Genomic DNA, 21,168 nt, shown 5'->3' on the forward strand with positions numbered 1-21,168 from the left:
CGTCCCCGTCCCATCTCGTTGAGTGGCGAGTTGACGCGGTCAGTGGCGCGTAACTGCGCGCCACTCATAGAGGTAACTCGCCACTCAACGAAATGCGGGCGCTACGAGATGACGCCGGCGGCGCGGAGCTCGTCGACCTCGGCGGCCGCGTAGCCGGCCTCGTCGAGCAGGCCGGCCGTGGCGGCGCCGATCTCGGTGAGCGGGCCGGGTGCCGCCGGGGTGGCCGAGAAGCGCGGGGCGGGGGCACCCGTCGTGGCGCCACCGACCGTGGCGTACGCGCCGCGGGCGACGTTGTGCGGGTGCGACGGCGCCTCGTCGAGGGTGAGCACCGGCGCGACGCAGGCGTCGAGCGGGGCGAAGAGGTCGGCCCACTCGTCGCGCGACTTCCTCACGAACGTCGATTCGAGCATCGCGGTGCAGGCCTCGTGCTGCGCCGGGTCGTAGGGCGACGGCGCGGTCGCGGGGTCCTGGCCGATCGCGGTGCACAGCGCGGCCCAGAACTGCGGCTCGATCGCGCCGACGGCGACGTAGCGGCCGTCCGCGCAGGTGTAGCAGCGGTAGTTCGGCGTCCCGCCATCGAGCAGGTTGGCCTCGCGCTCGTCGCGCCAGCCACCCATGGAGCGGAACGTGCGGGTCATCGAACCGAGGTAGGAGGCGCCCTCGATCATCGCGGCGTCGATCACCTGGCCCTCGCCGGTGGCCCGGGCATGCAGCAGCGCGGCGAGCAGGCCGGTGGCGAGGAACATCGCGCCGCCGCCGAAGTCGGCGACGTAGTTGATCGGCACGACCGGCGGCCGGTCGGCGTAGCCGATGCCGTGCAGCAGCCCGGTGAGCGCGAGGTAGGTGATGTCGTGCCCGGCGGTGGGGGCGAGCGGGCCGTCCTGGCCCCAGCCGGTCATCCGCCCGTAGACCAGCTTCGGGTTGCGGGCGAGCACCGCCTCGGGACCGACGCCCAGCCGCTCGGCCACGCCGGGGCGGAACCCCTCGATGAGCGCGTCCGCGTTCTCGGCCAGGCGCAGCAGCACCTCGGCCCCGGCCGGGCTGCGCAGGTCGAGCCCGATCGAGCGCCGTCCGCGCCCGAGCGGCCCCGCCCCGAAGGCGTCACCGAAGCCGGGACGCGCGCCCGGCAGCTTGTCGACCCGGATCACCTCGGCGCCGAGGTCGGCGAGCAGCATGCCGAGGAACGGCACCGGCCCGATCGCGGGCAGTTCGAGGACACGGACACCGTCGAGCGGTCCGGGCATGGACGAGACCTCCGAGTTGGACGAGCAGCGGTCAGGGCGGGGAAACGACCGCGCGAGTGGCCACCTGCGGATCAGGCGACCACTCGCGCGGACGGGAAATGCAAGCAGCGAACTAGAACGTCTCGCCGTTCGCGGCCTTCTTGCGCAGCAGGGCGTTCGGCTCGAAGCGCTCACCGAACTTCGCGGCGAACTCGTCGGCGCGGGCGACGAACGCGCTCACGCCTCCGGGGAAGCCGTTGATGTACTGCAACACGCCACCGGTCCACGGCGGGAAGCCGATGCCCATGATCGAGCCGATGTTGGCGTCGGCCGTGGTGATGAGGACGTTCTCCTCGACGCAGCGCGCCGACTCGACGGCCTCGCGGACGAGCATGCGCTCCTCGAGCTCCTTGAGGTCGACCTGCGACGGGTCGCCCTGCACCGGGAAGTGCTCGGCCAGGCCCGACCAGAGACCCAGGCGCTTGCCCGACTCGTCGTAGTCGAAGAAGCCCGCGCCCTTGAGCCGGCCCGGACGTCCGAGCTCGACCATCTTCTCGACGATCGCCTCGGCCGGGTGGGCGACGTAGCTGTCACCCATGGCGTCGCGCGTCTCGTTGCGGATCTTGAGGAACAGCTCGAGGTTGAGTTCGTCGGCCAGCTGCAGCGCGCCGACCGGGTACCCGGCCTGCGTGGTGGCCTGCTCGATGGTCGACGGGCTGATGCCCTCGCCCAGCATGGCGACGGCCTCGTTGACGAACGTGCCGATGACCCGCGAGGTGAAGAAACCCCGGCTGTCGTTGACGACGATCGGCGTCTTCTTGATCGCGGCCGCGTAGTCGAGCGCGCGGGCCAGCGCCTCGTCCGACGTCTCGTCGCCGCGGATGATCTCCAGCAGCGGCATCTTGTCGACGGGGGAGAAGAAGTGCAGGCCGATGAAGTCGGACTTGCGCTCCACGCCTTCGGCGAGGCCGGTGATCGGCAGCGTCGACGTGTTCGAGCCGAGCAGCGCGTCGCTGTCGACGACCTTCTCGACGTCCTGGAACACCGAGTGCTTCAGCGACACCTTCTCGAAAACGGCCTCGACCACGAAGTCGCAGCCCTTGAGGTCGTTGTAGTCGGCGGTCGGGGTGATGAGCGCCAGCACCGAGTCGCGCTTGGCCTCGTCCAGCTTGCCGCGGGACACGGCCTTGTCCAGGATCTTCTGCGAGTAGGACTTGCCCTTCTCGGCCGCCTCGATCGAGACATCCTTGAGCACGACCTCGATGCCGGCGCGGGCGGTGACGTAGGCGATGCCCGCGCCCATCATGCCGGCGCCGAGCACGGCGACCTTCTTGGGCAGCCGCTTCTCGAAGCCGGCCGGCCGCGATCCGCCGCCGTTGATGGAGTTCAGGTCGAACCAGAAGGCCTGGATCATGTTCTTCGCCGTCTGGCCCTTGGCCAGGTTGACGAAGTAGCGACCCTCGACCGCGAGCGCGGTGTCGAAGTCGAGACCCGCACCCTCGACCGCGGCGCACATGATGTGGTGCGGCGCGGGCATCGGGGCGCCCTTGAGCTGCTTCTTCAGGTTGCCCGGGAAGGCGGGCAGCATGCCGGCGACGGCTGGACTCGTGGGCTTGCCGCCGGGCATCTTGTAGCCCTTGTCGTCCCACGGCTGGGTGGTCTCCTGGTTGGCCTTGATCCACTCGCGGGCCTTCGCCAGCAGCTCCTCGGGCGTGGCCGCGAGCTCGTGGACGATGCCGACCTGCACGGCCTCGGCCGGCTTGTACCGGTTGCCCTGCAGCAGCACCTTCATCAGGCCGTCGGCGATGCCGAGCAGCCGGATGATGCGGGTGACGCCGCCGGCGCCCGGCAGCAGGCCGAGGGTGACCTCGGGCAGGCCGAACTGGGCCTTCGGGTTGTCGAGCGCGATGCGCCGGTTGCAGGCGAGCGCGATCTCGAGGCCGCCACCGAGCGCGGCACCGTTCAGCGCGGCGACGGTCGGCTTGCCCAGCTTCTCGAGGCGGCGGAAGTCGGCCTTGATGCGGGCGACGCCCTGGGCGAACTCGGCCGCGTTCTCCTCGGTGACTCCGATGAGCTGGTTCAGGTCGCCGCCGGCGAAGAAGGTGTCCTTCGCCGAGGTGACGATGACGCCGGTGATCGAGTCCTTCTCGGCCTCGAGCCGGTCGACGGTCGTCGAGAGCGACGCGCGAAAGTCGTCGTTCATCGTGTTGGCGCGCTGGCCGGGGGCGTCGAGCGTCAGGGTGACGATCCCGTCGGCGTCCTGGTCCCAGCGGATGGTGTTCTCAGTCATCGATTCTCAGTTCTCCGTTGGTCTCAGATGCGTTCGACGATGGTGGCGACACCCATGCCGCCGCCGACGCAGAGGGTGGCGAGGCCGTAGCGCAGGTCGCGCGCCTCGAGCTCGTCGACGAGGGTGCCGAGGATCATCGCGCCGGTGGCCCCGAGCGGGTGACCCAGGGCGATCGCGCCGCCGTTCACGTTGACCTTCTCGTGCGGCACCTTGAGGTCCTTCATGAACTTCATGACGACCGCGGCGAAGGCCTCGTTGACCTCGAACAGGTCGATGTCGTCGACGGACAGGCCGGCCTTGGCCAGCGCCTTCAGCGCCGACGGCGCCGGGCCGGTCAGCATGATGGTCGGCTCGGAGCCGACGACGCCGACGGACACGATGCGGGCCCGCGGGGTGAGGCCGTTGTCGGTGCCGGCCTTCTCGCTGCCGATGGCCATGAGCGAGGCGCCGTCGACGATGCCGGACGAGTTGCCCGGGGTGTGGACGTGATTGATCTTCTCGACCCAGTGGTACTTCTGCAGCGCGACGGCGCCGAAGCCGCCCATCTCGGCGAGCGCGGCGAACGACGGCTTGAGGCCGGCGAGGCTCTCGACGGTGGTGCCCGCGCGCGGGAACTCGTCGTGGTCGAGGACGACCTGGCCGTTGATGTCGATGACCGGGACGATCGAGCGGTTGAAGTTGCCGTTCGCGATCGCCTTGGCCGCGCGGTCCTGCGACTCGGCGGCGTAGGTGTCGACGTCGGTGCGGCTGAAGCCCTCGGTGGTGGCGATGAGGTCGGCGCCGATGCCCTGCGGCACGAAGCCGGTCTCGTACGCGGTCTCCGGGTCCTGCGCCCACGCGCCGCCGTCGGAGCCCATCGGGATGCGCGACATCGACTCGACGCCCCCGGCGAAGACGAGGTCCTCCCAGCCGGAGCGCACCTTCTGCGCGGCGATGTTCACGGCCTCGAGGCCCGAGGCGCAGAAGCGGTTGAGCTGGAAGCCCGGGCCGGACAGCTCGTAGCCGGCCGCGAGGGCCGCCGTGCGGGCGACGTCGGCCCCCTGCTCCCCTACGGGGGAGACACAGCCGAGGATGACGTCCTCGACGTTGGCCGGGTCGAGGTTCGGGTTGCGCTTGCGCAGCTCTTCGAGCAGGCCGACCACCAGCGACACCGGCTTGGTGCCGTGCAGCGATCCGGTGTCCTTGCCGCGACCGCGCGGGGTCCGCACGGCGTCGTAGACGAATGCTTCGGTCAATTTCCTACCGTCCTGTCGCGAGTGGCACTCGGGCCCATGGGTGCAGCCCGTCCCGTCCCATGGGTCAAGTGCCGGCTGATTCTTCCAGTTTTACTGTCACAGTGCTCAGGCGCCAGTGATTGTGTCGCGTTGTACTCCCAGCGTCTACGCTCGCGCCATGACGGGAGCGGGGTCGACCGCGGTCGACGGTGAACTCACCGTCGACGAGCTGGCGGCGCGTACCGGCATGACGGTACGCACGGTTCGCTTCTATGCAAGCGAAGGCCTGCTGCCGCCGCCCGAGCGGCGGGGCCGGATCGCGTACTACGACGCGCGGCACCGGATGCGCCTCGAACTCATCCGCACGCTGCAGGAGCACGGCTACACGCTCGCAGCCATCGAGCGGGTGCTCGCCCGCATGCCGCACGACGCCGCGCCGGCCGAGTACGCCGTGCAGGCGGCGGTCCTCGCGCCGTGGCTGCCCGACCAGTCGGAGGAACTCGACCGGGCCGGGCTCGAACGGCGGGTCGGCCGCCGGCTCGACGACGAGCAGCTCTCCTACCTGACCTCGATCGGCGCGCTGGTGCCGGTGGAGGACGGCCGCTACCGCACCGCGCCGGTCCAGCTCGGCCACGCCTTGGAGCTGATGCAGCTACCGGTCGCGCCCGAGGTGCTGGCCGAGTCGGCCGCGATCATCGACGAGCACGCCACCGCCGTCGCCAACGGCCTGACCGACGTCTTCGTCCGGGCCATCTGGGGGCCCTACCAGCGCGGCGAGATCGACCACGAACAGGTGGTGGCGCTGCTCGAACGCATGCGCCCGCTGGCGATCCAGGGCCTGATCAGTTCGTTCGGGCGGGCCGCCGACCACGCCGCCCGCCGCCGGGTCGACGCGCCCGAACCGAATCCTGCGGAGTAGCGCTCAGGGACGGCGGGTGCAGAGCTGGTCGCGGGGCGAGGTCGGGTCGGTGCTGCACACGGCGGGCAACGCCTTGGCGATCGCGGTCGACAACGCCGGCAGGGGAGCCGCGGCGTAGGTGCGCGGGATCGTGATCGAGATGTAGGCCGCGCGATCGACGCTCGTGTACACCTTCGCCTGCGTCCCGTCGTCGGTGACGTCGTAGAACGGCCCGGACTCGCCGGTGCCGGAGAAGAACTGCGCCGCCGAGTTCGCCACGAGGCTCTTCGGACGGTCGACGCCGCACCGCAGCACGACGGCCGGGTCGCCCCACGCCACCACGTAGGGCGTCTCGGGCCTGGTGTGCACGACCCGCGGGGCGAGCTTGTCCAGCGTGACCGGCAGCTGGGCGAGCACCTTCGCGCACGGACCGGTCTGGGCCGCGACGTCCCCCGGCGCCGCGAACGACAGCGGCGCTCCGGGGTCGCTCGCCGAGGCCGAGGGCGTCGGGTCGGTGCCGCTGAGCGAGGCGAAGGCCACCGCCGCGATCACGAGGAACGGGACGGCGGCCGCGGTCGCGATGAGCGCCGCCCGGCGGGTGACGGGGTCGATCGGTCAGTCCTAGAGGTGGACGATCGGGCAGGTCAGCGTGCGGGTGATCCCGTCGACCGCTTGGATGTTGGCGACGACCAGCTTGCCGAGCTCGTCGACCGTCTCGGCCTCGGCCCGCACGATCACGTCGTAGGGACCGGTCACGTCCTCGGCGGTCGCGACACCCGGCAGCGCGCCGACCGCCTCGGCGACGGCCGCCGCCTTGTTCACCTCGGTCTGGATCAGGATGTACGCACTGACAGACATTCTCTCAACACCCTCGTTTCGCTGCGCGCCGATCCAGGTTCGGCCCGTGCTCTGCAGCACGTCGGCCGATCGCGGCGCGTCCTCTCCTCGTCGAGACTTGCGGACGGGTAGAACGTAGCGCAGGGGTGCGAAGCCGACGTCGAGCGTGCAGCCGGGCCGAACGAGCGCACCGCAACCGATCCGTGAGGGGCGAGGGCCATCACCGTTTCCGACGTGGGGGAGTTCGGCTTGATCGCGCGGGTGGTCGCCGGGCTCGCGACGGCTCCGACGACACTGCTCGGCCCCGGCGACGACGCCGCGGTCGTGGCCGCACCGGACGGCCGGGTGGTCGTCTCGACCGACATGCTGGTGGAGAACCGGCACTTCCGGCGCGACTGGTCGACGGCCGAGGACGTTGGGCACAAGGCGGCCGCCCGCGCGTTCTCCGACATCGCCGCGATGGGCGCGGTGCCGACCGCGCTGCTCGTCGGCTTCGCCGCGCCGGGCGATCTCGAGCTGTCGTGGGTCGACGGCCTGATGAGCGGCCTGCGGGCCGAGTGCGCCGCGGTCGACGCGGCCATCGTCGGCGGCGACGTCACGGCGTCCGACGTGGTCGTGGTGAGCCTCACCGCGCTCGGCGACCTGCAGGGGGCCGACCCGGTCACGCAGTCCGGCGCGAAGGTCGGCGACATCGTCGCCGTCTGCGGCCGGCTGGGCTGGGCCGCCGCCGGCTTCGCCGTGCTCGGCCGCGGCTTCCGCTCGCCGGTGCAGGTCGTGTCGGCCCACCGCCGGCCCGAGCCGCCGTACTTCGAGGGCCCGCGCGCCGTCGCCTTCGGCGCCACCTCGATGACCGACATCAGCGACGGCCTGGTGGCCGACCTCGGCCACATCGCCGAGGCCAGCGGGGTCCGCATCGATCTCCGCGGCGACGCCGTGGACGTCCCGGCCAAGCTGCGCGAGGTCGGCGCGGCCCTGAACGTCGACCCGATGATCTGGGTGCTCACCGGCGGCGACGACTACTCGCTCGCGGCGACGTTCCCGCGCGGCACCGACCTGCCCGAACCGTGGCGCACGATCGGCGTGGTGGCCGAGGGTGAGGGCGTGCGGGTCGACGGCCGGCGCTGGCCCCACGGTGGGCACGAGCACTTCCGCTGAACCCCGCCCGTATCGTCGCGGCGTGGAGTTCGTGATCGAGGCGCGTCCGTACGGGGACCCCGATGTCGTCCGGATGGTCGCCGACGTGCAGGCCGAGTACGTCGTGCTCTACGGCGGCCCGGACGAGGCGGTCGTCGACCCCGACGAGTTCGTCCCGCCCAACGGCCTGCTCCTGGTCGGGCTGGTCGACGGCGAGCCGGTGGCGATGGGCGGCTGGCGGCGGATGTCGGACACCGTCGCCGAGATCAAGCGCATGTACGTGTCCAAGCCGGCCCGCCGGCGGGGGTACTCGCGCCGGATGCTGGCCGAGATCGAGCGCCGCGCGGCCGCGGCCGGCATCGCCGAGCTGATCCTCAACACCGGACCGGAGCAGCCCGAGGCCGTCGCGCTGTACGAGCAATCCGGCTACACGGTGATCCCGGGGTTCGGGCACTACGCCGACCACCCGCACGCGCTGTTCTACGGCAAGCCGACCGCCCGCTGACCTGCTGGGAGCGGACGCACGAAGGCCCGGTTCGCGATGCGAACCGGGCCTTCGACGAAGCGGAGCGGCGTCAGCCGCGAGTGACCTTGCCTGCCTTCAGGCAGGAGGTGCAGACATTGAGCTTGCGGCGGGTGCCGGGGGAAACCATCGCGCGCACGGTCTGCACGTTCGGGTTCCACCGACGGTGGGTGCGGCGGTGAGAGTGGGAGACGGCCATGCCGAAGCCCGGACCCTTGCCGCACACATCGCAGACGCTGGCCACGTGGAACTCCTCAGGAAGACTGATCAGATTCGGGGGTCGCCCACCTGTCTTCGGGCAACCTTGGCAGTCTAACCGTTGCCTTGCGCGGCAACCAAACCGCCCGACGCGCGCCACCGGTTGCGGCGGATCCGGCGGGCCCGGCCAGTAGTGTGCGGCAGACCGGGAGCCGAGCGGCTGGACTCGGAGACTGCACCGGCTGGGGGTGACGTGCTCGACGTCCTGGACTCCGCCGCGGTACGCCACTGGAGCCGGGCCGCGGTCGAGGTCCTGCGGGCCCACCGCGGCGAGATCGACGCCCTGAACGTGTTCCCCGTCCCCGACAGCGACACCGGCAGCAACCTGCTGGTCACGATGCTGGCCGCGGCCGACTCGCTGGCCGTATCGCCGTGCGACGACGTCGCCGGCGCGCTCGCCGAGCTGGCCGCGGGCGCCGCCCTCGGGGCCGTCGGCAACTCGGGGTTCATCGTCTCGCAGCTGCTGCGCGGCCTGGCCGAGTCGGCCGCGGCCGAGCCGGGCGAGTGCGGCGGCCGCACCGTCGCCGCCGGTCTCGGGTCGGGCGCGGTCCTGGCCCGCGCGGCCGTGGTGACGCCGGTCGAGGGCACGATCCTGAGCGTGGCCCAGGCCGCGGCCGACGCCGTTGCGGGCAGCGAACGCGCCTCGCTCGGCGACGTCGTCACCACCGCCGTGCGCGCCGCCGACGCGGCGCTGCAGCGCACGCCCGACCAGCTCGCCGAGCTGCACGACGCCGGGGTCGTCGACGCCGGCGGGCGGGGCCTCGTCGTGCTGCTCAACGCGCTCGCCCGCACGGTCACGGGCGCCTCGGTGCCGACCACACCGGTGCACCGCCCCGCGCACCGCCCGGCGCTCGTCGACCCGCACGAGCACGAGGACCGCTCCGGCTTCGGCTTCGGCTTCGAGGTGCAGTACCTGCTCGAGAGCACCGAACCCCAGGTCCGCCGGTTGAGCCATCGCCTGGCCGACCTGGGTGATTCGGTCGCGATCGTCCCGGCCGGGCTGGACGTCTGGAAGGTCCACGTCCACGTCGACGACGTCGGTGCGGCCATCGAGGTCGGCGTCGAGGCCGGCCGGCCGCACCGGATCGCCGTCGTGCGGTTCGCCGACGAGTCCCGCGGGGCGGGGCACGACCACGACCACGGCGACGAGCGGGACGCCGCGGCCAGCGCGGTCGTCGCGGTCGCTCCGGGCACCGGCCTCGCCCACCTGTTCGAGGCCGAGGGTGTGCACGTCGTCGACGGCGACGAGGTCGACGACGTCGTCGAGGCGATCATCGCGAGCGGGGCGCGTGACCTCGTGCTGCTGCCCAACGCCTCGCGGGTCACCGGGGTCGCCGAGGCCGCGGCCCGCCAGGTTCGGGCCCGGGGGCTCCGGGTCTCGGTCGTGCCGACCCGCTCGCCGGTGCAGGGGCTGGCCGCGATCGCCGTCCACGACCCGACCCGCCGCTTCGACGACGATGTCGTGGCCATGGCCGAGGCCGCGGCCGCCACCCGCTTCGCGCAGGTCACCATCGCCCGCGACGAGGCCCTGACCGCGGTCGGCATCTGCCAGCCAGGCGACGTCCTCGGCCTGATCGACGGCGAGGTCGTCGCGGTCGGTCGCGGCATGCTCGCGGTCGCGTTCACCCTCGTCGACCGCCTGCTCGCAGTGGGCGCCGAGCTGATGACGGTGCTCGTCGGGGCCGACGCGCCCCCGCGAATCGGCGAACTCGTCGAGGCGCACGTCCGGGGACGCGCGCCACTCACCGATGTCTCGGTCTACCAGGGAGGTCAGCCCGACCACCCGGTGATCATCGGGGTCGAGTGACCGTGGCGACCCTTTCCACCCCGCTCGTCGACGTCGTCGGCGGTCGCACCGCCACCGCGCTCGACAAGGCGTTCGAGATGCGCACCGTGCGCGACCTGCTCGCGCACTACCCGCGCCGGATGGCCGAGCGCGGCGAGCTGACCGAGCTCTCCTCGCTGCAGGTCGACGAGGAAGTCACCGTGGTGGCCGACGTCCTCAGCGCCACCGTGCACAACCGGCCCGGCGGCCAGCCCCGGCTCGAGGTCGTGGTCGGCGACGGCCGGGCCCGCCTGCACCTCGTCTTCTTCGGCAAGAAGGGCGTCTACGCCAACAAGAACCAGCTCCAGCCGGGCAGCCGGGGGCTCTTCTCCGGCAAGGTCGGGCTGTTCAACACCAAGCGCCAGCTCGTTCACCCCGACTACCTGCTCCTGCGCGGCGACATCCCCGACGAGCTCGAGGCCGACGTCTACGCCGGCCGGCTGATCCCGGTCTACCCGGCCACCCAGGCCGTGCGTACCTGGACGATCTCGCGGGCGGTGCAGCAGGCGCTGGCCATGCTCGACCTCGTCCCCGACCCGCTCACCGCGGAGCTCCGGGGCCGGCACAAGCTGCTCAGCAGCGACACCGCCCTGCGGGCGATGCACCAGCCCGACGACTACGGCCACTGGCAGGCCGCCCGCAAACGCCTCGCGTGGGACGAGGCGCTCGGCGTGCAGCTCGCCCTGGCCCAGCGCCGCTTCGCCTCGAGCGCCAACCCGGCCACGCCCCGCCCGGCGCGATCGGGCGGCCTGCTCGACGCCTTCGACGCCCAGCTGCCCTTCACCCTCACCACCGGGCAGCGCGAGATCGGCGACCTGCTCGGCCGCGAGCTCGCGGCGCCGCACCCGATGCACCGCCTGCTGCAGGGCGAGGTCGGCTCGGGCAAGACCATCGTCGCGCTGCGGGCGATGCTGCAGGCCGTCGACTCCGGCGCCCAGGCCGCCCTGCTCGCGCCGACCGAGGTGCTCGCCGCCCAGCACGCGCGCACCATCGAGTCGCTGCTCGGGCCGCTGGCCCAGCGCGGCCGGCTCGGTGGTTCTGACGCCGCCACCCGGGTCACCCTGCTCACCGGCTCGCTGCCCACGGCCGCGCGCCGGGCCGCGCTGCTCGAGGCAGCGTCGGGGGAGGCCGGCATCGTCGTCGGCACGCACGCGCTGATCCAGGAGCACGTGCAGTTCGCCGAGCTCGGCCTCGTCGTGGTCGACGAGCAGCACCGCTTCGGCGTCGAGCAGCGCGATGCCCTGCGCAGCAAGGCCGAGCAGCCGCCGCACGTGCTCGTCATGACCGCGACGCCGATCCCGCGCACGGTTGCGATGACCGTCTTCGGTGACCTCGAGACCTCGACGCTCTCCGAGCTCCCGGCCGGCCGCGCGCCGATCACGACCAGCGTGGTGCCGGCCCGTGAGAAGCCGGCCTGGCTCGAGCGGGCGTGGTCGCGCATCCGCGAGGAGGTCGCCGCGGGGCGGCAGGCCTACATCGTGTGCCCGCGCATCGGGGTCGACGTCAGTGACTGCGAAGCCGACATGATCGATGTCGTCGACGACGGTGAGACCGAGCGCCGCCCGCCGCTGGCCGTCGTCGACATCCTGCCGATGCTGGCCGACGGCCCGCTGCACGGCCTGCGCCTCGCCCCGCTGCACGGCCGGCTCACGCCGGAGGAGAAGGACCGCACGATGACCGAGTTCGCGGCCGGGCGCATCGACGTCCTCGTCGCCACGACCGTCATCGAGGTCGGCGTCGACGTGCCCAACGCGACCGTCATGGCCGTCCTCGACGCCGACCGGTTCGGTGTCTCGCAGCTGCACCAGCTGCGCGGGCGCATCGGCCGCGGCGGGCATGCCGGCCTGTGCCTGCTGGTCACCGACGCCCGGGCCGACGCCCCGGCCCGCGAGCGCCTCGACGCCGTCGCCGCGACCACCGACGGCTTCGAACTGGCCCGCCTCGACGTCGAGCAGCGTCGCGAGGGCGACGTGCTGGGCGCGGCGCAGTCGGGCCGGCGCCGCCGGCTGCGGCTGCTCTCGCTGCTGCGCGACGAGGACCTCATCGCGTCCGCGCGGGCCGAGGCCGTCGACATCGTGGCCGCCGACCCGACCCTCGCGTCCCACCCCCTGCTCGCCGCCCAGGTCGCCGCCCTCGTCGACGACGAGCAGGCCGAGTTCCTGGAGAAGACGTGACCGCCGCCCCGAACACGTCTTGTCCGCCCGGGTGGCTGCGTTCCGGGCCCGATTCACGACCACACCGGCGGACAAGGCGAGTCGCCGGGCGGGCCGCCACGTGCCGCGGATAGTCGCGGGGCGGGCGAAGGGGCGGCGGTTGGCGACGCCGGCGTCGGGCACCCGGCCGACCTCGGACCGGGCCCGTGAGGCGCTGTTCAACTCCCTCGCCGCCCGGCTCGACCTCGTCGACGCCGCCGTGCTGGACCTCTTCGCCGGTACGGGCGCGGTCGGGCTCGAGGCGCTGTCCCGCGGCGCGGGGCGGGCGGTCTTCGTCGAGTCCGACCACGGGGCGATCCAGGTGCTGCGCCGCAACATCGAGACCGTCGGCCTCGCCGGGGCGGTCGTGCGCCGCCGCCCCGCCGCCGCGTACCTCGCCGGCCCGCCGGACGACGGCCCGTTCGACCTCGTCTTCGCCGACCCGCCCTACGCCCTCGACGCCGCGGCGCTGGGCGGCCTGCTCGCCGATCTGGGCACCGACGGCTGGCTCGCCGACGACGCGCTCGTGGTCGTCGAGCGCAGCGCGCGCGGTGCGGCGCCGGCGTGGCCGGATGTGATCGAGGCCCTGCAGGACCGGCGCTACGGCGAGGGCGTGCTTTGGTACGGTCGCCGTCGATGAAACCGCCTGCCGTAGACGGCTCCGCCCAGGTCCGCCGCGCCCTGTGCCCGGGCTCGTTCGACCCGGTCACGAACGGCCACATCGACATCATCGGACGGGCCGCAAACCTGTACGACGAGGTCGTGGTGGCCGTCTTCGTGAACCAGTCGAAGTCCGGCCTGTTCACCGTGGACGAGCGCCGCGACATGCTCACCGAGGTCACCACCGACTACCCGAACGTCACCATCGACGTGTTCGAGGGGCTGGTCGTCGACTACTGCCGGGTCCACGACATCCCGGTCATCGTCAAGGGCCTTCGCGCGGTCAGCGACTTCGACTACGAGCTGCAGATGGCGCAGATGAACCGCGGCCTCGCCGGCGTCGACACGCTGTTCATGCCGACCAACCCGGAATACAGCTTCCTTGCCTCTAGCCTGGTCAAGGAGATCGCGAAGTGGGGCGGCGACGTCTCGTCGCTCGTCCCGCCGACCGTCCTCAAACGGCTCAAGGAGCGCACCGGCTCCTCCGAGTGACTGTGGGGGAGACGACCGATGGGCGCACCAGCATGAGTACCGACGAATCGCTGCGGCTCGTCGATGGGCTGCTCAGCGAGCTGATCGAGACTGTCGAGACCGCCCGCGCCCTGCCGATGTCGGCGTCGTGCGTGCTGCCCCGCGAGCGCATGCTCGATCTCCTGGACGAGCTGCGCGAGGTGCTGCCGCCGGAGATGGACGAGGCCCGCACCCTCATCGCCCGTCGTGACAAGGTCGTGCAGGACGGCTACGAGGCCGCCGCCGCCCACCGCGAGCGCGCCGCCGCCGAGGCCGAGGTCGTGCTGGCCGACGCCGGCCACCGGGCCGAGCGGCTGGTCGCCGCGGCCGAGGAACGCGCGGCCGAGCTGGTGCAGTCCGGCCGCGAGGAGCACGGCCGGCTGCTGGCCAACACGACCGTGCACCAGGCCGCCGCCCAGGCCGCGGCCGCCCTGCGTCGCGACGCCGAGCAGTACCAGCAGCAGGTGACCGCCGACGCCGACGAGTACGCCGGGCACGTGCGGGGCGAGGCCGACCGCTACGCCCGTGCGGCCCGCATCGAGGCCGAGCGCTACGCGACGAAGCTCACCGCCGACGCCGAGGACTACGCCGAGCGCACCCTCGACGAGCTGGCCGCCGTCCTGCACAAGGCGGCCCAGACCGCCGAGCAGGGCCGCACCGCCCTGGCCCAGCGCCGCGCCGGCAACTGGGTGCAGGACACGGGCGCCGATGACGCCACCGACGCACAGATGTCGGCCTGATCCGCACCGGATTAGGACGCGCGTCGACGCCTCGGCTAGGCTGAACAACGGCCTCAACCCAATCAGGCCGTCTTCGTATGCCCGAGAACACCACACCGATGCAGCAGACGCCGAGCCGAGCCAACCCGCGCGGCCCGTTCGTCTTCGACCTGCGCGAGCTCGGCCGCCGGCCGGGCACGTTGCGCGAGTATCAGCGTCGTGTTCCCGCGCCTGCGGGGCTCGGTCTGGATGTCATCGGCGTGCCGGAAGGTGCGCCGCTCGAACTGGAGCTTCGGCTCGAGTCGGTCACCGAAGGTGTGCTCGTGACGGGCACGATCTCGGCCCAGATCGACGGTCAGTGCGCGCGGTGCCTCGACCCGATCTCCGAGGATCTCGACGTGGACGTCTGTGAGCTGTTCGCCTACGGCGCCAGCACCACGGCGGAGACGACCGAGCAGGACGAGGTCTACCGGGTCGACGGCGATCTCCTCGACGTCGAGCCGGTCGTGCGTGACTCAGTGGTGCTCGCCCTCCCGTGGACACCGCTGTGCCGGCCGGACTGCGCGGGTCTGTGTCCCACCTGTGGGCAACGGCTCGACGACCTGCCGGCGGGTCACTCGCACGAGACGATCGACCCGCGTTGGGCGGCCCTGGCCGCCTTCGCCGACACCGACACCGACGGTGCCGGTGACGACGCGGTTGAAGTACCCGAAGCCAGTCCCGAGAAACAGGAGTAACCGCCGTGGCCGTTCCGAAGCGGAAGATGTCGCGCAGCAACACCCGGGCCCGTCGGTCGCAGTGGAAGACCTCCGCCCCGACGCTCGTGCTGTGCCCAAACCGCGCCTGTGGCGAGCTCAAGCTCCCGCACACCGCGTGCAACAACTGCGGTCAGTACGACGGCAAGCAAGTTCTGTCGGTCTGACCTGCCGCGAGCACGGCTAACGCATGCCCGCAGTGAAGCCGCCGGCCGAGCAACGTGAGTTGGCCCGGGCGCTGGGTCTGGAGATGGACGACGAGCTGCTTCGTCGCGCCCTGACCCACCGCTCGTTCGCCTACGAGCACGGCGGGCTGCCGCACAACGAGCGGCTCGAGTTCCTCGGCGACGCCGTGCTCGGCATCGTCATCACCGACACGCTCTACCGCGCGCACCCGGATCTCTCCGAGGGCAAGCTGGCCAAGCTGCGGGCGAGCGTGGTGAACATGCGCGCGCTGGCGTCGGTCGCGCGCGGCATCGGGCCCGGCGGGCTCGGCGCCTACGTGCTGCTCGGCCGCGGCGAAGAGGGCACCGGCGGTCGGGACAAAGCGAGCATCCTGGCCGACACCCTCGAAGCCATGTTCGGCGCCGTGTACATCCAGCACGGGCTCGAGGCCGCGGCCCGGGTGATCCACGGCCTGTTCGACGATCTGCTCTACGACGTCGCGACGGCCGGGGTCGGGCTCGACTGGAAGACCAGCCTGCAGGAGCTCACCGCCGAGTTCGGCCTGGGCGTGCCCGAGTACGTCATGTCATCGACCGGCCCCGACCACGAGAAGACCTTCACCGCCCAGGCGCACATCGCCGGCGAGCTCTTCGCCGCCTCCACCGGGCGGAGCAAGAAGGAGGCCGAGCAGCTCGCCGCGGAGACCGCGTGGCGCGCGATCTCGGGACGCATCGCCGAGCGCAAGGCCGACGCCGTCGAGAGTGCGGCGCTGCCCGACGCCTCCCCGCACTGACCGTGCCGGAGCTCCCCGAGGTCGAGACGGTCCGCGACGGTCTGGCCCGCTGGGTCGCAGGCCGTACCGTCGCCCGCGTCAAGGTCACCCATCCCCGTTCCGTGCGCCGCCATCTCGCCGGCGCCGACGACTTCGCCGCCCGTCTCGCCGGCCTGCGGATCGAAGCGGCGTCGCGCCGCGGGAAGTACCTGTGGCTGCCTCTGGCCGACCCCGACGGATCCCGACGGGAGTGCGTCGTCGCCCACCTCGGCATGAGCGGTCAGCTGCTCGTCCAGCCCCCCGACTCCTCGGACGAGAAGCATCTGCACGTCCGGATCACCTTCGCCGACGGCGGCCGGGAACTGCGCTTCGTCGACCAGCGCACCTTCGGCGGCATGATGCTCGACGAGCTCGTCCCGGCGCCCGACCGCCCGATCGAACTCGTCCCTCGCTCGATCGCGCACATCGCCCGCGACCCCCTCGACCCGGTCTTCGACGACGCGCTGTGGAACGTCCGGCTGCGGCGCCGGGACTCCGCGGTCAAGCGGGCCCTGCTCGACCAGTCGCTGGTCTCGGGCATCGGCAACATCTACGCCGACGAGGCGCTGTGGCGGGCCGGCCTGCACGGCGAGCGGCGCGGCCTGACGCTCACCCGCTCGGCCGTCACCGGCCTGCTGGCCGAGGTCCGCGACGTGCTGACCGAGTCCCTCGGCGCCGGCGGCACCTCCTTCGACGCGCTCTACGTGAACGTGAACGGGCAGAGCGGCTACTTCGAGCGCTCGCTCAACGTGTACGGCCGCGAGGGCAAGCCCTGTCGCCGCTGCGGAACGGCAATCCGGCGCAGCGCCTTCATGAACCGATCGAGCTACTTCTGCCCCTCGTGCCAGCGTCCGCCGCGGGTGCCCCGGAACCCCTGAACCCGGGCCCAGCGCGCTCATGTTGACCGGTCGTTACAGCAGTGAGACCATGATGTGACAACACGGGAGTTCTGCCCTAAGGTGCCCGCCGGCTCGGCTACCACAGCGAACACAGGGGATGCCGGTCCCCGGGCGCCAGGCGATGAACACCGCTCCCGCTGCGTCTGCGTTTCAGGTCCAACTGGTCGATTCGAAGACACAACAAGACAGCTGTCCGCGCTCGCCGTCCGGATCCACCGATCCGGCGCGGTACCGGACAATCAGGGGAAGTGAAGGGTCGCCACATGGCACGCGCCCTGCTGGGACACATCGGTTTGCCCAACGAGCAAGCGCTCGCGTACGAGGTCGCACGCCTCCGTCGGAGGGTCGCCGAGCTCGAGACCGAGGTCGAGCACCTTCGGGAGCAGAACACCCGGGTTCTCGACCTCGAACTGCACCGCATCGCCGAGGAAGCCGAACCCGCGCTCGCCTGAACCGTCGGGCCCGTCGTTCGGCCGCGCTCGCCGCGCCGCCGGTCAACCCGCGCCGGCGAACCGTGTAGGTTCGTCGCCGTCGTTGCTGCGCGCCCGGTCACCGGGTCGCGGCAGCGGGCCACACCGGCCGACCAGCGCTGATCCGGGAGTCTCGTGCACCTCAAGTCGTTGACGCTGCGGGGCTTCAAGTCCTTCGCATCGGCGACGACGCTGCGCTTCGAACCCGGCATCACCGCCGTCGTCGGCCCCAACGGCTCGGGCAAGAGCAACGTCGTCGACGCCATCGCCTGGGTCCTCGGCGAGCAGGGCGCCAAGGCGCTGCGCGGCGGCAAGATGGAGGACGTCATCTTCGCCGGCACCTCCGGCCGCCCGCCGCTGGGCCGGGCCGAGGTCACGCTCACCATCGACAACTCCGACAACGCCCTGCCGATCGACTTCACCGAGGTGTCGATCACCCGGCGGATGTTCCGCGAGGGCAGCAGCGAGTACGAGATCAACGGCGAGGGCGCCCGGCTGCTCGACATCCAGGAACTGCTCTCCGACTCCGGCATCGGCCGCGAGATGCACGTGATCGTCGGCCAGGGCCAGCTCGACGCCGTGCTCCAGGCCCGGCCCGAGGAGCGTCGCGGGTTCATCGAAGAGGCTGCCGGCGTCCTGAAGCACCGCAAGCGCAAGGAGAAAGCGCTCCGCAAGCTCGACGCGATGCAGGCCAACCTCACCCGCGTCACCGACCTCACCGCCGAGCTGCGCCGCCAGCTCAAGCCGCTCGGGCGCCAGGCCGAGATCGCCCGCCGCGCCCAGGGCGTGCAGGCCGAACTGCGCGACGCCCGGCTGCGCCTCCTGGCCGACGACCTGCTGCACCTGCGCACCGAGCTCGAACGCGAGGTCGCCGACGAGGAGGCGATCCGGGCCCGGCGGACCCAGGTCGAGACCGCGCTCGAGGAGGCCCGGGCCCGCGAGGCCGCCCTCGACGCCCAGATCGCCGCCGACGCGCCGCTCGTCGCCCGCACCCAGGAGACCTGGTACCGCCTGTCCGCGCTCGAGGAGCGTTTCCGGGGCACCGCCTCACTCGCCGCCGAGCGAGCCCGGCACCTCGCCGCCGAGCCCGAGGACGTCCGCAGCGGGCGCGACCCGGAGGCGATGGAGGCCGAGGCGGCCGAGGTGCGCGAGAAGGAGGCCCGGCTGCAGGCCGACCTCGACCGCGCGCACGCCGAACTCACCGAGGTGGTCGGGCAGCGCCAGGCCCTCGAGCGGCGGTTGACCGAGGCCGAGCGGGCCGTCGTCGCCGCCGTGCGGGCCGTGGCCGACCGGCGCGAGGGCCTCGCCAAGCTGAACGGGCAGGTCAACGCGCTGCGGGCCCGGGCGGCCGCGGGCCGAGACGAGAGCGAGCGGCTCTCCGCCGCCGCGGCCGACGCCCGCACCCGCGCCGAGCAGGCCGAGACCGAGCTGGGCCGCGTCCAGGCCGAGGTCGGGCTGCTCGACGACGGCGAGCTCGGGCTCGACACCCGGCACGAGTCCGCCGTCGCCGCCTTCGAGGCGCTCGAGACCCGGGTGCGTGAGCTGGCCGAGACCGAGCGGGACGCCGAGCGGGAGCGCTCGACCTGGACCGCTCGCGCCGACGCCCTGGTCGTCGGCCTCACCCGCAAGGACGGCACGGCCACGCTGCTCGCCGCCGACGTCGGGCTGCCCGGCGTGCTCGGTTCGGTGGCCGCGCTGGTGACCGTCGAGTCCGGTCACGAGACCGCTGTGGCCGCCGCCCTCGGCGCGGTCGCCGACGCCGTGGCCGTCGGGTCGCCGTCCGACGCCGTGGCCGCCCTCGAGCGGCTCAAGCTCGACGACGCCGGGCGGGCCGGGCTGCTGGTCGGCACCGCCCCCGAATCCCTCGACCGCTCGTCGTGGCCGGCGCTGCCTGCGGGCAGCCGCTGGGCCGTCGACACGGTGACCGCCCCGGCCACGCTGCGGGCCAGCATCGAGGCGGCGCTCGACAGGGTCGCCGTCGTCGACGACCTCGCCGCGGCGGCCGACCTCGTCCGGGCCCACCCCGACCTGCGCGCGGTCACCCGCGACGGCGACGTACTCGGCTCGTACTGGTCGACCGGCGGGTCGTCGTCCACGCCCAGCGCCATCGAGATCAGCGCGGCCGTCGACGAGGCCCGGCAGAAGGCCGACGAGGCCGCTGCCCGGCACGACCGGGCCCACACCGAACTCGCCGAGGCCCGCGCGCAGGCCGAGGCGGCCCGGGCCGAGGTCGACACCGCCCTCGAGGCGCTCAACGAGTCCGACGCCAAGCTCTCGGCCGTCGCCGAGCGTCTCGCCGAACTCGGCCAGGTCGCCCGCTCGGCCGGCGCCGAGGCGGCCCGCATGGACGAGGCCCGGGTCCGCATCGACGAGGCGCGCGACCGCGACCTCGCCGGCCTGGCCGAGATGGAGGAGCGGCTGCGGCTCGCCGAGGCCAGCTCCGACGAGCCGACCGAGCCCGACACCGCCGAGCGGGACGCCCTGCAGGTGCAGGTCGGCGAGGCGCGTCAGGGCGAGATGGAGGCGCGGCTGAGCGTGCGCACCGGCGAGGAGCGGGTCCGCGCGGTCCACGGCCGGGCCGACCAGCTGCTCCGCGCGGCCGAGATCGAGCGCACCGCCCGGCGCAAGCGGCAGGAGGCCCGTGAGGCCCGCGCCCGCGGCGCCGTCGTCGCCGCCGAGGTGCGCGACGCGGCCCGCGGCGTGCTCACCCGCATCGCCGAATCGGTCGCCGCGGCCGCCACCGAGCGGGACGCCGTGCAGCAGACCCGCGCCGCCCGCGAGTCCGAGCAGGCCGGCGTGCGCACCCGGGTCCGCGAGCAGGCCGACGAGCTGGCCCGCCTCACCGACGCCGTGCACCGCGACGAGGTCGTGCGGGCCGAGCAGCGCTTGCGCATCGAGCAGCTCGAGGCCCGCGCCGTCGAGGAGTACGGCGTCGAACCCGAGGCGCTCACGGCCGAGTACGGACCCGACCAGCCCTGCCCGCCGAGCGCGATCGAGGTCGCCGAGTACGAGCAGGCCCGCGAGCGCGGCGACCAGGTCGTGGCCCCCCAACCCGGCCCGTTCGAGCGCGCCGTGCAGGAGAAGCGAGCCGCCCGGGCCGAGCGCGACCTCGCCCTGCTGGGCAAGGTCAACCCGCTGGCGCTGGAGGAGTTCGCCGCTCTCGAGGAGCGGCACCAGTTCCTCTCGACCCAACTCGAGGACCTCAAGGCCACCCGTCGTGATCTCCTCACGGTGGTCAAGGAAGTTGACGACCGCATCCTCGAGGTGTTCACCAAGGCCTACTTCGACGTCGCCCGCGAGTTCGAGATCGTGTTCGCCGCACTGTTCCCGGGCGGCGACGGCCGCCTCGTCCTGACCGAACCCGGCGACATGCTGCTCACCGGCATCGAGGTGGAGGCCCGTCCGCCGGGCAAGAAGGTGAAGCGGCTCTCGCTGCTGTCGGGCGGTGAGCGTTCCCTCGTCGCGGTGGCGCTGCTCGTCGCGATCTTCCGGGCCCGGCCCAGCCCGTTCTACATCATGGACGAGATCGAGGCGGCCCTCGACGACACCAACCTCGGCCGCCTGCTGTCCCTCGTCGAGCAGCTGCGCGAGAGCAGCCAGATCATCCTGATCACCCACCAGAAGCGGACGATGGAGATCGCCGACGCCCTGTACGGCGTCACCATGCGGGGTGACGGCGTCACCCAGGTGATCAGCCAGCGCCTGCGTGACACCGGCTGAGTTCGCACACCGGAGATCAGCTCGGAATTACGGTCGCGCGGGCACCTGTCGAGGTTGCGAGTCTG

At 72.6% G+C, this 21,168-nt stretch carries 20 protein-coding genes; 14 read left to right on the forward strand and 6 right to left on the reverse strand.

Annotated features, from left to right (window positions below):
* Nucleotides 1–101 precede the first annotated feature (101 nt).
* The 3 genes from VGN18_RS01160 to VGN18_RS01170 all read right to left on the reverse strand — a co-directional run bounded on the left by VGN18_RS01160 (nucleotide 102) and on the right by VGN18_RS01170 (nucleotide 4,748).
* A complete protein-coding gene (locus VGN18_RS01160; protein ID WP_327537784.1) occupies nucleotides 102–1,244 on the reverse strand; it encodes a CaiB/BaiF CoA-transferase family protein in 1,143 nt (380 codons plus the stop codon).
* A 112-nt stretch (nucleotides 1,245–1,356) separates the two neighbouring features.
* Complete coding sequence (locus VGN18_RS01165) at nucleotides 1,357–3,513, reverse strand: 3-hydroxyacyl-CoA dehydrogenase NAD-binding domain-containing protein (RefSeq protein ID WP_327537785.1); 2,157 nt, start codon at nucleotides 3,511–3,513, stop codon at nucleotides 1,357–1,359.
* A gap of 23 nt (nucleotides 3,514–3,536) precedes the next feature.
* Nucleotides 3,537–4,748 carry an acetyl-CoA C-acetyltransferase gene (locus VGN18_RS01170; RefSeq protein ID WP_327537786.1) on the reverse strand — a complete coding sequence of 404 codons (1,212 nt, stop codon included), beginning with the start codon at nucleotides 4,746–4,748 and terminating at the stop codon, nucleotides 3,537–3,539.
* Between the two features lie 157 nt (nucleotides 4,749–4,905).
* On the opposite strand from VGN18_RS01170, the gene VGN18_RS01175 reads away from it, so the two are divergent.
* Entirely contained in the window at nucleotides 4,906–5,646 is a 741-nt protein-coding gene (locus VGN18_RS01175; protein WP_327537787.1) for a MerR family transcriptional regulator, read from the forward strand.
* Between the two features lie 3 nt (nucleotides 5,647–5,649).
* On the opposite strand, the gene VGN18_RS01180 is transcribed toward VGN18_RS01175, so the two are convergent.
* Nucleotides 5,650–6,177 (reverse strand): DUF3515 domain-containing protein, encoded by a 528-nt coding sequence (locus VGN18_RS01180; RefSeq protein WP_327537788.1) that lies wholly within the window; start codon nucleotides 6,175–6,177, stop codon nucleotides 5,650–5,652.
* Nucleotides 6,178–6,246: 69 nt separating this feature from the next.
* Nucleotides 6,247–6,483, reverse strand: a complete 237-nt coding sequence (locus tag VGN18_RS01185) for an Lrp/AsnC ligand binding domain-containing protein (protein WP_327537789.1) — start codon at nucleotides 6,481–6,483, stop codon at nucleotides 6,247–6,249.
* 213 nt (nucleotides 6,484–6,696) lie between these two features.
* On the opposite strand from VGN18_RS01185, the gene VGN18_RS01190 reads away from it, so the two are divergent.
* Nucleotides 6,697–7,617 (forward strand): thiamine-phosphate kinase, encoded by a 921-nt coding sequence (locus VGN18_RS01190; protein ID WP_414655003.1) that lies wholly within the window; start codon nucleotides 6,697–6,699, stop codon nucleotides 7,615–7,617.
* Between the two features lie 22 nt (nucleotides 7,618–7,639).
* Nucleotides 7,640–8,101, forward strand: a complete 462-nt coding sequence (locus VGN18_RS01195) for a GNAT family N-acetyltransferase (RefSeq protein ID WP_327537790.1) — start codon at nucleotides 7,640–7,642, stop codon at nucleotides 8,099–8,101.
* A gap of 70 nt (nucleotides 8,102–8,171) precedes the next feature.
* Here the strand turns inward: VGN18_RS01195 and rpmB are convergent, their stop codons facing one another.
* On the reverse strand, nucleotides 8,172–8,363 hold the full coding sequence (gene rpmB / locus VGN18_RS01200) for a 50S ribosomal protein L28 (protein WP_327537791.1): 192 nt from the start codon (nucleotides 8,361–8,363) through the stop codon (nucleotides 8,172–8,174).
* A gap of 207 nt (nucleotides 8,364–8,570) precedes the next feature.
* Between rpmB and VGN18_RS01205 the strand changes: the two genes are divergently transcribed.
* The 11 genes from VGN18_RS01205 to smc all read left to right on the forward strand — a co-directional run bounded on the left by VGN18_RS01205 (nucleotide 8,571) and on the right by smc (nucleotide 21,103).
* Nucleotides 8,571–10,184, forward strand: coding sequence for a DAK2 domain-containing protein (locus tag VGN18_RS01205; protein WP_327537792.1), 1,614 nt, complete (start codon nucleotides 8,571–8,573; stop codon nucleotides 10,182–10,184).
* 2 nt (nucleotides 10,185–10,186) lie between these two features.
* The gene (gene recG / locus VGN18_RS01210; RefSeq protein WP_327537793.1) at nucleotides 10,187–12,376 is read left to right on the forward strand and encodes an ATP-dependent DNA helicase RecG; all 2,190 of its coding nucleotides are present in this window, start codon (nucleotides 10,187–10,189) and stop codon (nucleotides 12,374–12,376) included.
* Nucleotides 12,377–12,476: 100 nt separating this feature from the next.
* Nucleotides 12,477–13,034, forward strand: coding sequence for a 16S rRNA (guanine(966)-N(2))-methyltransferase RsmD (gene rsmD, locus VGN18_RS01215; protein WP_327537814.1), 558 nt, complete (start codon nucleotides 12,477–12,479; stop codon nucleotides 13,032–13,034).
* Complete coding sequence (gene coaD / locus VGN18_RS01220) at nucleotides 13,031–13,546, forward strand: pantetheine-phosphate adenylyltransferase (RefSeq protein ID WP_327537794.1); 516 nt, start codon at nucleotides 13,031–13,033, stop codon at nucleotides 13,544–13,546. The genes rsmD and coaD overlap by 4 nt, the downstream gene beginning before the upstream one ends.
* A gap of 32 nt (nucleotides 13,547–13,578) precedes the next feature.
* Nucleotides 13,579–14,304, forward strand: a complete 726-nt coding sequence (locus VGN18_RS01225; protein WP_327537795.1) for a hypothetical protein — start codon at nucleotides 13,579–13,581, stop codon at nucleotides 14,302–14,304.
* A gap of 77 nt (nucleotides 14,305–14,381) precedes the next feature.
* A complete protein-coding gene (locus VGN18_RS01230) occupies nucleotides 14,382–15,020 on the forward strand; it encodes a YceD family protein (protein ID WP_327537796.1) in 639 nt (212 codons plus the stop codon).
* 5 nt (nucleotides 15,021–15,025) lie between these two features.
* Complete coding sequence (rpmF, locus tag VGN18_RS01235; protein WP_327537797.1) at nucleotides 15,026–15,205, forward strand: 50S ribosomal protein L32; 180 nt, start codon at nucleotides 15,026–15,028, stop codon at nucleotides 15,203–15,205.
* A 23-nt stretch (nucleotides 15,206–15,228) separates the two neighbouring features.
* Nucleotides 15,229–15,996 (forward strand): ribonuclease III, encoded by a 768-nt coding sequence (gene rnc, locus VGN18_RS01240; RefSeq protein WP_327537798.1) that lies wholly within the window; start codon nucleotides 15,229–15,231, stop codon nucleotides 15,994–15,996.
* A 2-nt stretch (nucleotides 15,997–15,998) separates the two neighbouring features.
* Nucleotides 15,999–16,892, forward strand: a complete 894-nt coding sequence (mutM, locus tag VGN18_RS01245) for a bifunctional DNA-formamidopyrimidine glycosylase/DNA-(apurinic or apyrimidinic site) lyase (RefSeq protein WP_327537799.1) — start codon at nucleotides 15,999–16,001, stop codon at nucleotides 16,890–16,892.
* 284 nt (nucleotides 16,893–17,176) lie between these two features.
* Nucleotides 17,177–17,365 (forward strand): hypothetical protein, encoded by a 189-nt coding sequence (locus tag VGN18_RS01250; protein ID WP_327537800.1) that lies wholly within the window; start codon nucleotides 17,177–17,179, stop codon nucleotides 17,363–17,365.
* Between the two features lie 153 nt (nucleotides 17,366–17,518).
* Nucleotides 17,519–21,103 (forward strand): chromosome segregation protein SMC, encoded by a 3,585-nt coding sequence (gene smc / locus VGN18_RS01255; RefSeq protein WP_327537801.1) that lies wholly within the window; start codon nucleotides 17,519–17,521, stop codon nucleotides 21,101–21,103.
* Nucleotides 21,104–21,168: the final 65 nt, after the last annotated feature.

It is taken from the genome of Jatrophihabitans sp. (assembly GCF_036000465.1).
Classification (GTDB): Bacteria; Actinomycetota; Actinomycetes; order Mycobacteriales; family Jatrophihabitantaceae; genus Jatrophihabitans.

What these genes read in the sequence shown, in the direction of transcription:
- VGN18_RS01160 (WP_327537784.1), bottom strand. Translation starts at nt 1,244, where the DNA reads ATGCCCGGACCGCTCGACGGTGTCCGTGTCCTCGAACTGCCCGCGATC.
- VGN18_RS01165 (WP_327537785.1), bottom strand. Translation starts at nt 3,513, where the DNA reads ATGACTGAGAACACCATCCGCTGGGACCAGGACGCCGACGGGATCGTC.
- VGN18_RS01175 (WP_327537787.1), top strand. Translation starts at nt 4,906, where the DNA reads ATGACGGGAGCGGGGTCGACCGCGGTCGACGGTGAACTCACCGTCGAC.
- VGN18_RS01185 (WP_327537789.1), bottom strand. Translation starts at nt 6,483, where the DNA reads ATGTCTGTCAGTGCGTACATCCTGATCCAGACCGAGGTGAACAAGGCG.
- coaD (WP_327537794.1), top strand. Translation starts at nt 13,031, where the DNA reads ATGAAACCGCCTGCCGTAGACGGCTCCGCCCAGGTCCGCCGCGCCCTG.
- VGN18_RS01225 (WP_327537795.1), top strand. Translation starts at nt 13,579, where the DNA reads ATGAGTACCGACGAATCGCTGCGGCTCGTCGATGGGCTGCTCAGCGAG.
- VGN18_RS01230 (WP_327537796.1), top strand. Translation starts at nt 14,382, where the DNA reads ATGCCCGAGAACACCACACCGATGCAGCAGACGCCGAGCCGAGCCAAC.
- rnc (WP_327537798.1), top strand. Translation starts at nt 15,229, where the DNA reads ATGCCCGCAGTGAAGCCGCCGGCCGAGCAACGTGAGTTGGCCCGGGCG.
- VGN18_RS01250 (WP_327537800.1), top strand. Translation starts at nt 17,177, where the DNA reads ATGGCACGCGCCCTGCTGGGACACATCGGTTTGCCCAACGAGCAAGCG.